General features: G+C 68.5%; 12 protein-coding genes. 5 read left to right on the forward strand and 7 right to left on the reverse strand.

From position 1 onward, the window contains the following. Positions 1-22 precede the first annotated feature (22 nt). From THESUDRAFT_RS03255 to THESUDRAFT_RS03265, 3 genes are all read left to right on the forward strand, one after another. Complete coding sequence (locus THESUDRAFT_RS03255; RefSeq protein ID WP_006903290.1) at positions 23-1,261, forward strand: GerAB/ArcD/ProY family transporter; 1,239 nt, start codon at positions 23-25, stop codon at positions 1,259-1,261. Next, on the forward strand, positions 1,261-2,571 hold the full coding sequence (locus tag THESUDRAFT_RS03260; protein ID WP_242823341.1) for a Ger(x)C family spore germination protein: 1,311 nt from the start codon (positions 1,261-1,263) through the stop codon (positions 2,569-2,571). The genes THESUDRAFT_RS03255 and THESUDRAFT_RS03260 overlap by 1 nt, the downstream gene beginning before the upstream one ends. A 133-nt stretch (positions 2,572-2,704) precedes the next feature. Continuing rightward, on the forward strand, positions 2,705-3,148 hold the full coding sequence (locus THESUDRAFT_RS03265) for an RDD family protein (protein ID WP_006903292.1): 444 nt from the start codon (positions 2,705-2,707) through the stop codon (positions 3,146-3,148). Between the two features lie 22 nt (positions 3,149-3,170). Here THESUDRAFT_RS03265 and THESUDRAFT_RS03270 read toward each other — a convergent pair whose 3' ends face one another. Beyond that, positions 3,171-3,905, reverse strand: a complete 735-nt coding sequence (locus THESUDRAFT_RS03270; RefSeq protein WP_006903293.1) for a gamma-glutamyl-gamma-aminobutyrate hydrolase family protein — start codon at positions 3,903-3,905, stop codon at positions 3,171-3,173. A 529-nt stretch (positions 3,906-4,434) separates the two neighbouring features. On the opposite strand from THESUDRAFT_RS03270, the gene THESUDRAFT_RS13830 reads away from it, so the two are divergent. Then, complete coding sequence (locus THESUDRAFT_RS13830; RefSeq protein ID WP_207635414.1) at positions 4,435-5,196, forward strand: cupredoxin domain-containing protein; 762 nt, start codon at positions 4,435-4,437, stop codon at positions 5,194-5,196. Continuing rightward, positions 5,130-5,528, forward strand: coding sequence for an integrase core domain-containing protein (locus THESUDRAFT_RS03280; protein ID WP_207635415.1), 399 nt, complete (start codon positions 5,130-5,132; stop codon positions 5,526-5,528). Before THESUDRAFT_RS13830 ends, THESUDRAFT_RS03280 begins: the two co-directional genes overlap by 67 nt. Positions 5,529-5,605: 77 nt before the next feature. On the opposite strand, the gene THESUDRAFT_RS03285 is transcribed toward THESUDRAFT_RS03280, so the two are convergent. The 6 genes from THESUDRAFT_RS03285 to THESUDRAFT_RS03310 all read right to left on the reverse strand — a co-directional run bounded on the left by THESUDRAFT_RS03285 (position 5,606) and on the right by THESUDRAFT_RS03310 (position 13,321). Further along, positions 5,606-6,949: a hemolysin family protein gene (locus THESUDRAFT_RS03285; RefSeq protein WP_006903295.1), complete on the reverse strand. Its 1,344-nt coding sequence runs from the start codon at positions 6,947-6,949 to the stop codon at positions 5,606-5,608. Then, positions 6,946-8,274: a hemolysin family protein gene (locus tag THESUDRAFT_RS03290; protein ID WP_006903296.1), complete on the reverse strand. Its 1,329-nt coding sequence runs from the start codon at positions 8,272-8,274 to the stop codon at positions 6,946-6,948. The genes THESUDRAFT_RS03285 and THESUDRAFT_RS03290 overlap by 4 nt, the downstream gene beginning before the upstream one ends. Before the next feature lie 129 nt (positions 8,275-8,403). Then, positions 8,404-9,252 (reverse strand): zinc metalloprotease HtpX, encoded by an 849-nt coding sequence (locus THESUDRAFT_RS03295; protein ID WP_006903297.1) that lies wholly within the window; start codon positions 9,250-9,252, stop codon positions 8,404-8,406. A gap of 25 nt (positions 9,253-9,277) precedes the next feature. Further along, on the reverse strand, positions 9,278-9,676 hold the full coding sequence (locus THESUDRAFT_RS03300; protein ID WP_006903298.1) for a MerR family transcriptional regulator: 399 nt from the start codon (positions 9,674-9,676) through the stop codon (positions 9,278-9,280). A gap of 236 nt (positions 9,677-9,912) precedes the next feature. After that, a complete protein-coding gene (locus tag THESUDRAFT_RS03305; protein ID WP_006903299.1) occupies positions 9,913-11,520 on the reverse strand; it encodes an AMP-binding protein in 1,608 nt (535 codons plus the stop codon). A 211-nt stretch (positions 11,521-11,731) separates the two neighbouring features. Further along, entirely contained in the window at positions 11,732-13,321 is a 1,590-nt protein-coding gene (locus tag THESUDRAFT_RS03310) for an acyl-CoA dehydrogenase family protein (protein WP_006903300.1), read from the reverse strand. Between the last annotated feature and the right edge of the window lie 4 nt (positions 13,322-13,325).

The raw sequence follows: 13,325 nt of genomic DNA on the forward strand, positions 1-13,325 counted from the left end.
AGGCGGCGGGGAGGAACCGGCCGTGCCGCGCCGTGACCAGGTCGATCCCGCCTCCATCGCGGCCCTGCTGATCGTGGTGGTGCTGGCTACCCTGGCCTTCTTCCTGCCGCGGTCGCTGGCGGCCGTCGCCGGCCGCGACGCCTGGCTCGCCGTGCTGGCCAGCACCCCCGTGGTGGCCCTGGTGGTCGGGGCGTGGTACGCCCTCTACTTCCGCCCGGGGCTTACGCCCCTTGACCGCCTGCGGTTTCACCCGCTCATGCGGTGGCTGGTCCTCCCTGTGCTGGTGGCGTATGCGACCTACCATGCCGGCGGCATTCTGGGCGAAACGGTGCTCCTCATGGTGGTGGTCTTCCCGGAGACGCCGGTGTGGGCTTTTCATGCCACCATGGCCCTGACCACCTGGGTCCTGGTGGCATACGGGCGCGAAACCCTGGCCCGGATGGGGCTGCTGGTCCTGCCGGTGATGGTGCTGGCCCTGGTGACGAACCTGCTCATCCTCCTTCCGGGCGATGCGGAGTGGGCCCAGCTCTTGCCGCTGCTGGAAGGGGGCGCGGGGCCGCTGCTGCGAGGGATCCCGGTGATGGTGGCGGCCACGGCCGAGACCCTGATCCTGACCTACTTTGCCGACGGGCTTTCGTCCCGGCATGGTGTTCTGCGGCCGCTGATGCTTGCCGCGGCGGGCATGGTGGTGCTGCTGGCCGGTGTGGCGCTGGCCGGCATCGTCGTGCTGGGTCCGGGGGAAACGGCCCGGGCGGTGGCCCCCACCTTCATTCTGGCTCGGCTGGCCCGGCCCGTGCCCGTGATGTCCCGTCCGGAGGTGTTCACGATTTCGGCATGGCTGCTGGGCATCGCCCTGAAGCTGGCCCTCTTCGTCTACGCGGCGGGGGTGACGGCACGAGCGGGCCTGGGGCTCACCGAGCGGTGGCAGGGACCGGTCCACGGGCTGATGACCCTGGCTGCGGTCGCCGTGGCGGCCATCCTCTTTCCCGACACCGAGCGCTGGGACTGGCAGTTTACCCGGGTCTGGCCCCTGGTGGCGATGGCCGGGCTGGTGGCGGGGCTGGTGACCGGCCTGTTGCCCGCCTGGCCGGGACGGGCGGCCGCAAGGGTGGAGGAACGATCCCCGGGGCAGGCACCGGAGGGTATGCCCGCCGGGCGGCACCGTCCGGGTTCCGGCCCGGCACCCCAGGGCGACGAGGCCCCCGAAGCCGGACGGTCTGCCGCCGCCGGCAGGGAGCCTACCGGGGAGCGGATGCCGTGATGATGGGCCGCGGGGGCCGCTGGCGGGCCGGGTTCGTCCTGATTCTGAGTGCCCTGCTGCTGGGCGGATGCTGGGGCTACAACGAGGTCAACGACCTGGCCTTCATTACGGTGGCCGCTCTGGACCGGAACCCTGCAGGACGCTACCTCTGGACGGTGGCGATCCCCGTGCCCGAGCTGGTCCTGCCGGCGTCGGTGGGAGGGGGCGGCGCAGGAGGGCCGGGAATGAGTCGCAACACGCTGTTCCGGTCGGCGCCCGGCCAGACCCCGCGCATGGCCGCCGAGTCCCTGGACCGCAGCGTGCCGCGGGAGGTCCGCTGGTCCTTCACCGACCACATCCTCATCGGGGAGCCGGCCGCCCGGTCGGGCCTGCGGCCCCTGCTGGAGATGATCTCCCGCAGTTACCGGGTGGAGCGCAAGGCATCCCTTTATGTGGTGCGGGGCGAGGCGGGCAGCTTGCTGGAGGCGCTGCAACCCGCCCTGGATCGCTCCCTGGCCCGTTCCTTCGATGCCCTGGGCCGGAAGAACCGGCCAGGAACCATCCGGGTGGTGGACGGCAACACCGTGCTGCGCTGGCTCGATACGCCGGGCATCGACCCCTTCCTGCCGGTGGTGGCCACCGGCCGCACCCGGGATACCATCAACCCGGTGCCGGCGGGCCTGGCCCTGTTCGCCCGGGACCGGCTGGTGGGCTTTCTCCCCCCGCCCCTCGATGAGGGGCTGATCATGGCCCGGGGTGAGGCCCACCCCTTTACCCTGGCCGTTCCCTGTCCTGAGGCGGCCGGAGGCGGTGGGAGTGTTCAGGGTGCGGCCGGTCCGGAGGCGAGCGGGCCGGCGACGGGCGGTCTAGGCGGTGCCGGCGGCGGTGCGGGCGGCGGGACGCGGGGCGGCGCGGGCGGGGAAGCACAGGGTGTGCCGGTGCAGCCGGTGGTGTCCTTGCGGATCGACCGCAACGAAGCCCGCATCCAGGTGGAGCAGGCAGTACCGCCGCCCCGGGTGGCCGTCGAGGTCAAGCTGGCGGGAACCCTGCTGGAGTGGCAATGTCCCGGCGGCCGCGTCGACGAGGCCCGGGCGATGGCGGTCGGCCGGGCGGTAGCCCGGCAGGCGCAACGGCAGGTTCGGGCGGCCCTGGAGCAGGCCGCCGCCCTGGGCGCCGATCCCGCCGGCTTGGGGACGGCCCTGTACCGGCAGGATCCCGCGGCGTGGCGCGCCCTGGAGGCCGGGTGGCGCCGCGAGCTGCAGCAGCTGAGGCCCGCCGTGCGGGTGAAGTTCCACCTGCGGAGTTACGACCTCACGGTGTCGGCCCCCTGAAGTTTTACGGGGCAGGGCTCGAGGGCAGGATGCCCAGGTGCAGGAAGGATGGCCTGCCGCGCGAATATCCTGGCATACAATGCCAGGGGATGAACGGGGCGTGCGAAGGCCTCGCGAGAGGAGGAGAGGCGCCATGGCGGTGACGAATCCGGCCGGCTTCTGGAAGCGCTTCGCCGCCAGCCTGCTGGACGGGATCGTGGTGGGCGGGCCGATCACCTTGGCGGGCTACCTGGCCACCGGCACCGCTGAAGCCAACTGGTTCACGTCGCTGGTCAACGTCCTCTACGCGCTGGTGGTGCCCGTGGTCTGGCATGGGTACACGGTCGGCAAGCGCATCGTGGGCATTCGCATCGTACGGCTCAACGGGGCTCCGGTGGGGATCGGCACCATGTTCCTGCGTTCGGTGGTGGGAGGGCTTGTGTACTTCGTCACCCTGGGGGCCGGCTTGATCGTCAGCGCCATCCTGGTGGCGGCCCGGGAAGACAAGCGCTCCCTGCACGACCTCATCGCAGGTACCTATGTGACGACGGATCCGCCCGCTGTCCAGGCCGCAGGGCCCGTGGGGATTTCCTCGTAAGGCCGTTCTTCTGCCCAATTTCCTATTCCTTGCTGCCCTTTTTCCGGGCTGCCGCCACCAGCGCCTGGAACAGCCGCTGTTGCACGGGGTCGTCCTCGATGCCGTCCTCGGGATGCCACTGGACGCCGATGGCCAGGGGATGGGCGGGATCTTCCCACTCCACGGCTTCGACCACGCCGTCGTCCGCGGTGGCCACCACGCGCAGGCCGGGAGCGGGGCGGTCCACCGCCTGGTGATGCCGGGAGCGGACCTGGACCACCTCCTCCTTCAGGATCTGGTGGAGGCGGGAACCGGCCACCACCCGCACCGCATGCAGCGCCCGCGGCCCCGACGGGTCGGCGGGGGTGTGCGGAACGGTGTCCCCATAGCGGTCAGGGATGTGCTGAACCAGATCACCACCCAGGGCGACGTTCATCACCTGGGCGCCGCGGCAGATGCCCAGCAGGGGTACGCGGCGCTGGATGGCCAGCTGCACGAGGGCCAGTTCGAAAGCGTCCCGGGCCGGGGCCACGGGCTGGGTTTCCCGGTGGAGGTCCGCACCGTAGTAGGCCGGGTCGACATCGCCACCGCCCACCAGAATGATGCCGTCCACCCCGTTGAGGACCTCCTCGGGTGGGGGCGCGGTGGGATCAAGGGCATCCAGCACCACCGGTTCGCCGCCCGCCAGGGCGACGGCCGTCAGGTAAGCCCTCGGGACGGACGGGCGGCCCAGGGCGTCCGAACCGGACGAGGTCAGGCCGATGCGGGGACGGGCCACGGCAATCCCTCCGCAGGCGCAAGGATCTGGCTGATGTCCTGTTCGCAGGAGGTGGGCCGGTTCCTCCCGCAGATCTTGCGGGGACTGAACGTTTCCGGAAGCAAGAACCGGTACCCGGCAGGTCGAATAGCCGGGGCAGCGGGATCAGCCGGGCGCCGTTCCGGGCCGGCTCGGGGGGACCGGGCTACCGGGGGTCCCGCAAGCCGCCACGGCGCCAGCGGCGCCGCCGGTCCCGGGGGATGCCGGCGGGGTGATGCTGCGGGAGGGAAGCCTCATGCGGGAAGGCAAGACCGGTGATGACGGGCCGGCCGTGGAGCCGGCCGGGGTGCCGGCCGCGGGGCCGGCCCTGGTCAGGGCACAGGCGGGCCGGCGTTGCCGGCGGCCGGCAAGGGTGCTTGTCCTGGTTGCCCTCGTGGTCGCGGTGGCAGCGGGGAGCGCGGGCACCGGGGGCGAGGCCAGGGGCGTCCTAGCCTCCGGAAGGGCGGAGGCCGCATCGGGGCAGCCATCCACCCCCTCTGGGGGGCCCGAGGTGTACGTCGAAGGGGGCGACGACTTCTTCCGGGACGCCGTGGTCCGCGTGGTGCCCGGCACCACGGTGGTTTGGAAGATGACCGGGCGCAACCCCCACACGGTCACCGCCGACGACGGTTCCTGGGATTCGGGGCACCTCGTGCCCGGCGACGTGTACCGCGTCCGCTTCGACCGGCCCGGCCGGTACGACTACTACTGCGTCTACCACGGGGCCCCCGGCGGCGTCGGGATGGCGGGCGCCGTCATCGTGGAAGAACCCGGCACCGCGGGCGGGGCGGCACCCGGCACGCCGGGCGGCGGGGCGAGCGGAGCCCCAGGATCGGCGGGAGGCCAGGGCCCGGGCACGGGAGGCCAGGGCTCGGGCGACGAACCCCTGCCCCCGGCACCGCCGCTGCGACCAACCGGCCCCTACCGCACCCTGCGGGTGCCGGAGGATTACCCGACCATCCAGGCGGCCGTCGATGCCGCCCAACCCGGCGATCTGATCCTGGTGGGGCCGGGCGTGTACCGGGAGGAGGTGGTGGTGACCAAGCCCCACCTGACCCTCCGCGGCCTGGACCGCAACCGGGTGATCATCGACGGGGAGTTCAAGCGGGCCAACGGGATCAAGGTCCTGGGCGCCGACGACGTGGTCGTCGAGAACATGACCGCCCGCAACCACCTGCTCAACGGCTTCTACTGGGCGACCGGCCCGTGGCGGAACTGGTGGTGGACGCCGTCACCAGGGCGGTCCGGCGTCGCCGGCCGGGGCCCGGTCTGATCCACCACTCCGACCACGGCGTGCAATACACCTCGCTGGCGTTCACCCGTCGCTTGGAGACCCTGGGCATCGCCGGGTCGATGGGTTCCGTGGGCGATGCGCTGGACAACGCCGTGGCGGAGAGTTTCTACGCGACCCTGCAGACGGAACTCCTCGACCGGCAAACCTGGACCACCCGGGATCAACTGCGCATGGCGATCTTCGAGTACGTCGAAGGGTTCTACAACCGGCGGCGGCGTCACTCGGCACTGGGTTACCTCTCGCCTTACGAGTACGAGGAGCGTTGGATCCAGGAGCGAAAGGTTCAGCCACAGGAAGGGGTCGTCGCGTAAGCCTCAACCTGTCCACGAAACCGGGTCAACTCCAGGGATGGACGTCCTCAATGGGTTATAAGGCCCGTGGCATGCCATCAGGAATCGTCTTCGACGGTACTACCATCAGTGACCTCTTGCCGGACCGGTGGCGTTACCGCGCACATCTTCACCCCTCGGCCCGCTACGGCTATCACCTCAAAACGCAGTTGAGAATACTCCACCACGTCGCCCACCTGCGGAGGACGCCCGAGTAAGGAGAGCACAAGCCCGCTGACGGTGTCTACTTCTTCATGGTCCAGCGTGACTCCCAGAGCCTCGCCCACGTCTTCCAGGCGCACGGTGCCGTCCACCATCAGGCGTCCGGACTGATCCCAAGCGATGGGCGGATGGCTGACGGGTTTTTCGTCCACCTCGCCGGCCACCTCTTCAAACAGGTCTTCCACACTTACCAGCCCCGCCGTACCACCGTGTTCATCCATGACAATCGCCATCTGTGCTTGGGCTTGGCGCATCGCTGCGAGCACCGCGTCCAGGGTAGCGGTTTCAGGTACGAATGGGACCGCCTGAACGTCCGCGGCCTGGACCGCACGTCCTTCCAGAAGGCAACGCAGAAGTTCTCGAATGTGTACGACACCAACGATGTGGTCCAAATCGCCTTCGTATACGGGGTACCGGGTATGCAGGGCACGCCTGAGGATATTGGCCACTTGCTCCGGTCCGGCTCCCAGGGGGATTCCTACCATGTTCACCCGCGGCACCATGACCTCCCCGGCGGTGAGGTCACCGAAATCAAACAGTTCCCGGAGCACGTCGCCTGATTCCTTGCGGAGAAGCCCGCCCGCCTGGCTTTCGCGGATGATGTACTCCAGCTCTTCGGGAGTGTAGTACTGGTGCTGGGAAGCCTCTGCGCGGTTGATGCCAAACACCTTCAACAGGGCGTAACCAAGGCCGTTCAGGCTCCAGACCAGGGGGAACAACAGCCACTCGATCCAAATCATCGGTCGGGTGACCCGTAGCGCCGTCTCCTCTGCATGTTTCAGGGCTACCGCTTTGGGCACCATCTCCCCGATGACGATGTGGAAGAAGGAGAGGATAGCCACAGCAATCGTGCTGGCCAGGGCATGGGCGCCAATCCACCGCCACTCACCCAGCGCCTCAAGCCACGCAGCCAACCATTCGGCAAGCACATGCTCGCCGTACATGCCTAGGCCCAGGCTGACCAGAGTGATCCCCAACTGGGCGGTGGCCAGATAACGATCGACGCGCAGCGGGTTGCGCTGAATCAGACTGACGAGCTTGGCCACCCGGTGACCCTGTGCGGCCTTGTGCTCGATGGAGGCCCGGGGCGCCCGTACGATGGCGAACTCCGCGGCGACAAACAGTCCGTTGAGCAGGATCAGGATGCTAATCAGAGCGATAGGGACAAGCCAGCTACTCATGCTTTCTCATTCTCCTCAGCCCGGCTTACGGGGGTGACGAGCACAGACCAGATGGCGTGGTTCCTGACCTGCTCAATCTCGACGTCGACACCGTCGACGGTCAGACGATCTCCTTGCTTGGGCATGCGGTTCAACACCTGCAGCACGTGCCCGCCGACGGTGGTGGCACGGCCTTGCCACCGGGTACCGATCCAGGGCTCTGCATCGTCGACGTGCATGAGGCCCGGCAGCCGGACGCGGCCATCCGGTAGTCGCTCCGGTTCCGGCTGGCCAGCCACGCGGAACTTTTCCGACATATCGTCCAGGACCTCTGCCAGCACGTCTTCCATGGTTACTAGGCCCGAGGTGCCACCGAACTCGTCCAGGACCACCACCTGCTGAGTCCGGCGCTCGCGGAACACCCGTAGCAAGTCGTCGGCAGCGCTAGTTTCCGGCACGACCTCCACCGCCCGCATGACGTCCCGAATAGCAGGCAGGCGGCCGTGCTTGAGATAATGGGAGACAACGTCCTTCACGTTGACCTGTCCCACCACGTGATCAACCGTATCGCGGTAGACCGGTAACCGGGTATAAGGGCTTGCCATGATCGCTCTATGTACTTCCTCCGGCGATGCGTTCACATTGAGAGCGTGCATGTAGACGCGAGGTGTCATCAGATGGCGAACCAGCCGAGTACCTAGGCGGAGGGCTCGCTGCAGGCGGCGTTGCTCCCTGGGATCCAGGAGCCCGCCGTTCCGGCTTTCCTCGATCAAAAGGTCAATTTCTTCCGGCCGGTGGAGGTGTCTGTGCGGCGAGTACGGGATGCCCAAAAGCCGGAGGAAGGCGATGCCACTACCGTTGAGTGCAGGGAGAAATCCGGTGTAGGTGTAGAGGGTCAGGGACCAACGCATGGGCCACACCGTAGCCAGGGCGACCTGGGCCGGGAACTGCAGGGCGAGCGACTTGGGTACCAGCTCGCCAATGACCACCTGCAGGGCTGTAATGCCGATGAGCACCGCCATCGATGCGGTTGACTGTGCAGCTAACGGCGATAACCCACCCCACCGCGTCAGGAGATTGGCCAGTTCCACCGCCAGAGTCGCCTGGCTGTATGCACCAAGGATCAAGCTGGAAAGGGTGATGCCGATTTGGCACGCGGCAATGTATCGATCCAGCTTTGTTGAGTCTTCGAGGAACGGTAGGAGCCGCCGGGCCAGGGCGTGGCCACGCTCAGCCATTTGTTGGATCTGCGTTCTACGGACGCTGACGGTGCTAAATTCTGCGGCCACGTAAAGGGCATTAACGAGGATCAGGAAGAGGACAATGAGCCACGTGGAGAACGTCATGAGCATCCTCCTCGTTTCTGGCCACGTGGCGGCGGTTGCCCATCTATCACCGCTGCACGGCAGCAACGCTTCAATTCGAAACGGTGATCCATCATCGGTAGCGCCTCCCATCCACGGGTTGGGTGCCCGTCACGCCATGGCCCGCAGCCGCCGGATGCGCTCGGAGATGGGCGGGTGGGTGCTGAACAGGTGCAGCAGGCCCTCGCCGCTCAGGGGCTGGGCGATGTACATGTGCGACACGGCCGGGTTCACCCGCATCGGCACCGCCTGGGTGGCGTAGGCCAGCTTCTCCAGGGCGCGGATCAGGCCGTGGGGATGGCCTACGATCCGGGCGGCCGTCGCATCGGCCAGGTACTCCCGGCTCCGCGAGATGGCCAGCTGGATCAGGGTCGCCGCCAGCGGCGCCAGGAACACCATCACGAGCGAGCCCAGCAGCGAGCCGGCGCCGCCCTCCTCCTCGTCCTGGTGCCGGCCACCGCCGAAGATCAGGGCCCACTGGGCCATGTCCGCCAGCATGGTGATGGCCCCGGCCAGGGCGGCGGCAACACTGGCCACCAGGATGTCCCGGTTCTTGATGTGTGCCAGCTCGTGGGCGATGACGCCCTCCAGCTCGCTCCGGTCCATCATCTCCAGGAGCCCCGCGGTAACCGCCACCGCGGCATTTTGCGGGTTGCGCCCCGTGGCGAAGGCGTTGGGCTGGGCGGCCGGGATAACGTACAGCCGAGGCATGGGCAAGCCCGCGCGCTGGCAGAGCCGGCGCGTGATTTCGTAAAGCTCGGGCGCCTCGGTCTCCGAGACGGGTACCGCCCCGGACATGCTGAGAACCAGCCGGTCGCTGAACCAGTAGCCGGCCAGGTTCATGGCCGCGGAAAGCAACAACGCGAACAGGGCCCCGGACTGGCCGCCCAACAGGTGCCCGAACACCACCAGCAGGGCGCTCAGGACGCCCATCAGCAACCAGGTCCGCCAGATGTTCATGGTGCCACCGCTTCACCTCCGGCCCTCAGAGCCCGGTGAAACCTTCCTCGTTGAGGAGAAGGAGCAGGCGCTGGGCCAGCGCCATGCCCTTGACGGCCAGCGTGGTCAGCATGGCCCGGGCTCGAGCGTCCAACGGGCGATCCTTCAGGTCGTCCAGGGTGTCCAGCAGGTGCTCCAGGTTCGCCTCGAGCCGGGCCGCCTCAGCCAGGACCTCCGAAGGTCCCCGGTCCAGTATCGCCTTGATTTCTTCCAGCGAGTACTTGCGTGCCCGGAGCGCCTGGATGATACGCAGCCGCTCCAGGCTCCTTTCGGAGTAGAGACGGTACTGGGAAGGTGTCCGTGTTTCCGGCCGCAGCAGGCCGATGCGCGTGTAGTAGTCGACCGTGCGCGGGTTTATGCCCGCCGCCCGCGCCAGTTCTCCCACCCGGTACAGCGACTTCCCAAGGCAGATCCCCTCCCTCGCCCACCTTCATATCATACAAAAACCGTACAGTAAAGTGTGCATTCCGTGTGGACCACGTCCAGCTGAGCTAGGAGGATTTTTTCAGACATAGGAATAACGTGTGTGGCGGCGGGCTCCGCAAGACCCGCCGCCACGAACGGAAACACTGCCTTCCCTCGCGATCCTCTGTGGCGTTTCTTCACCCTTCTAGCGGCAGCCTACCGCGCCACCAGCTCCCGCCGCAGCGCCACCTTGTTGATCTTGCCGGCGCTGGTCAGGGGCAGTTGCTCGACGAAGAGGAAGCGATCGGGGATCCAAAAGCGGGCGAGTCGCCCTTGTTCCACCGCCGCGGCGAGGTGAGCCCTGAGGGACTCTTCCAGGCCCGCTCGAGCCTCTTCGCCCGCCAGGCCCCCACGGGGCTGCACCACCGCCAGCGGCCGCTCGCCCCAGCGCTCGTCGGGCTGGGCGATGACGGCCACGGCGGCCACGTCGGGATGCTCCGAGATCAGCGCCTCCAGCACGCCGGTGGCGATCCACTCGCCGCCGCTCTTCACGGCGTCCTTCTTCCGATCCACCACGTACAGGGTACCGTCGGGGTTCATCACGCCCAGGTCGCCGCTGCGGAACCACCCGTCCTCATAGACCCCGCGGCTCCGATCGGGATCCTTGTAATAGCCGTCCGGCAGCCAGGGCGACCGCACCAGTACCTCGCCGATGCTCTTCCCGTCGGCGGGCACGGGGTTGCCGTTCTCGTCCTCCAGCCGGACCTCCACCATGGCCAGCGGCAGCATGTTCGTCCGCAGCGCCTCCCAGGCCTCGGGCGTGCCCGGCTCGACGCCCCTGGGCACCACCGAGATGGTGGCCGCCAGCTGGTCGGAGCCGCCGTAGATCACGCTGTAGGCGATGCCCCGCTCCCGGGCCCGCCGCGCCAGGCCCGAAGGCACCGGGCTTCCCCCGGTGAGGATCTTATACCCCTTGAGCTCGGCCACGCCGGCCTGGTCGGCCGCCTCCAGCAGCATGTGGAGCTGGGTCGGCACCATGTTGGACCAGGTGACCCCTTCGTCCAGGATCAGGCGCAACTGCTCGGCGGGAGTAGCTTTACCGGGCAGCACCAGCTTGGCGCCCAGGTAGGGGACGAACAGGGCGGTACCCCAGCCGTGGATGTGGAAGAAGGGGATGCACGGCATGTACACGTCGCGGCTGCCGGCTGCCGCTCCGGTGGGATGGGTGGCCAGATGGTGCAGGATGCCCAGTGACGCCAGCAGCATGTCCCGGTGCCGGTAGAGCATCCCCTTGGGCCGGCCGGTAGTGCCGGTGGTGTAGAAGATGGAATACGGATCGGTCTCGCGGACCCGCGCCGCCTCGTCCGGCACTTCGGCCCGGCCCTCCTGAACCAGGTCCTCATGGGTGGGCGTGCCCGGCTCGGGTGATTCGTCGCCGTCGGTCAGCCACACCCAGTTCCGGAAGAGCGGCCGCGCCTTGGCCAGCGGCTGCCGGAACCCCTCCCATACGAACATCCACTCGACGCCGGCGTGCTGGAGGCTATAGAGGAGGTCGTCAGGCGGCAGGCGGAAGTTGATGGTGTGCAACACGACCCCCAGCATGGAGCTGGCGTAGTGCAGCTCGAGGTACCGGTGGCTGTTGACGTCCATGACCCCCAGCACGGTGCCCCGGCCCACGCCCTGCTTCTTCAGGCTCTGGGCCAGCCGCAGCACCCGCTCGTAGAACTGCTCGTAGGTGAACCGCTGCCCCCCGTAGACGATCTCGCTCTTCAGCCCGTTATGCAGCGCGCTCTGCAACACCTCGTGGACGACCAGCTCGCGCACCGTGCGCTCCCCCTCTCTACGTGGTCAGTGATCGTACGCGGGCCCGGCCGGCGGGCGGGCCCGTATAGGGTTCCTCTCGTTGTATCCCCTCGGCATTGGGATGTGTGGTAGCCGGATCGCACGTCGCGTGCGGTTCCCGCACCCCCGTCCCCCACGCCTGCTCACAGGCCTGGGCCGGCCCCCGGGGCCCGGCCCAGGGGGCTGCCCGCGCCTAAGCGGACCACACCTCCGGCTTCTCCAGTGCCCAGGCCGGGTACTCCTCGCCCAGGAGGAACCGGCGGGCATACAGGGCTGCCAGCTGGGCATAGCGCTCGCCCGCGGTCTCGGCCAGCTTGTACAGCAGGCCCACCTGGGCGGCGTCGGCCAAGCGGGCCGTGGCATCCTTGGCGTACCACTGGGCCTCCTCGGGCTTGCTGCCGGCCAGCCGGGCAAGGGTGGCCTCGATGACCTCCCGGGCGGTCCGGGCCTCGGCCGTGCCGGCCTTCTCCAGCATCGGGATGAACTCAGCCAGGAAGGCCTCGTGGGCCCGCTTCTTGTGCATGGCCTCCAGCAGGTCCAGGGCCTGGATGTTGCTGGGCCCCTCCCAAATGGGCGTGATCAGAGCCTCGCGGTGCCAGCGGGCTACGGCGTACTCCTCCAGGAACCCGAGCCCGCCGAAGAGCTCCATGGCGAGCCGCGTCACCTCGGCGGCGTGGTCGGCGGTGCGGTTCTTGGCCAGGTGGGAGAGGAACCGAGCGTAGTGGTAGCGGGCCGTGTAGGGCGGCAACTCGTCCCACGCCTTCTCGAAGAGGTCGGCGGCGTGGAAGCCCAGCATCAGGCCGCCGGCGATGCGTACGGCCATGTCGGTCAGGTCCCGGCGGATCAGCGGGTGATCGACGAGGGGGCGGCCGAAGGACCGGCGGCGCCGCACCCGCTCCAGCACCTCCAGGTGGGCCTTGCGGGCGATGCCCATGCCGGCGATGGCGTTGGCCAGCCGGGAGACGGTGAGCACCTCGAGGGTGTAGTAGATCCCCTGCTCTGCCTCGCCCACCAGGAAGGCCTCGCTGCCGCGGAAATCCACCTCACCCGAGGGGACGGCCCGGGTGGCGCTCTTGTCCTTGAGCCGGCGCACGTGGTAGTTCAGCGCGCCGGCCCGGTTCATCCGAGGAACCAGGAACAGGGCCAATCCCTTGGGCCCAGCGGGTGCGCCCTGGGGCCGGGCGGTGACGACGGCCACGTCGGTCAGACCGGCACCGCTGCAGAAGTACTTCTCCCCGTCGAGGCGCCAGGCGTCGCCATTGCGGGTGGCCTGGAGGGTGTTGGCGCCCAGGTCGCTGCCGCCCTGGACCTCGGTCATCCAGGTGGCGCCCCAGAACTCGCCGCGGAGGAGCTTGTCCTTCCACTCGCCGAACTCCGCGGCATACTTGTGGATGATGTAGGCCGTCTGGTTGGTGATGGTCAGGATGCAGTAGATCCCGGGATCGGCGACCAGGTAGCCCAAGGCGTACTGGTGGTGCCAGCTCCCGCCCTCATAGGGGGGACGGTTCATCGGGGCAAGCTCCCGGAGCAGCGCCTCCTGGGCGGGCGAGAGGCGCACCCGGTCCACCCGGTGGCCGTCCAGGTCGTGCATGACCAGCACCGGCGGGGCGTCATGGTCCACGTGGTAGGCGACTTCGTAGACCTCCTTGCCGGACAGGGCGCCGAAACGGCGCAGCTGGGCCTCGTGGGCGGTGAAGGCCGGCCAGTAGTGTGCCAGCACGTGGCGCAGGTCCGGGTCGACCTCCCAGTGGTTCTGCCCGTAGGCATAGGACTGGTATCTCACGCTT

The organism is Thermaerobacter subterraneus DSM 13965 (assembly GCF_000183545.2).
In the GTDB taxonomy this organism is placed as follows: domain Bacteria; phylum Bacillota; class Sulfobacillia; order Thermaerobacterales; family Thermaerobacteraceae; genus Thermaerobacter; species Thermaerobacter subterraneus.

What these genes read in the sequence shown, in the direction of transcription:
- THESUDRAFT_RS03295 (WP_006903297.1), bottom strand. Translation starts at nt 9,252, where the DNA reads ATGAACATCTGGCGGACCTGGTTGCTGATGGGCGTCCTGAGCGCCCTG.
- THESUDRAFT_RS03290 (WP_006903296.1), bottom strand. Translation starts at nt 8,274, where the DNA reads ATGACGTTCTCCACGTGGCTCATTGTCCTCTTCCTGATCCTCGTTAAT.
- THESUDRAFT_RS03260 (WP_242823341.1), top strand. Translation starts at nt 1,261, where the DNA reads ATGATGGGCCGCGGGGGCCGCTGGCGGGCCGGGTTCGTCCTGATTCTG.
- THESUDRAFT_RS03265 (WP_006903292.1), top strand. Translation starts at nt 2,705, where the DNA reads ATGGCGGTGACGAATCCGGCCGGCTTCTGGAAGCGCTTCGCCGCCAGC.
- THESUDRAFT_RS03285 (WP_006903295.1), bottom strand. Translation starts at nt 6,949, where the DNA reads ATGAGTAGCTGGCTTGTCCCTATCGCTCTGATTAGCATCCTGATCCTG.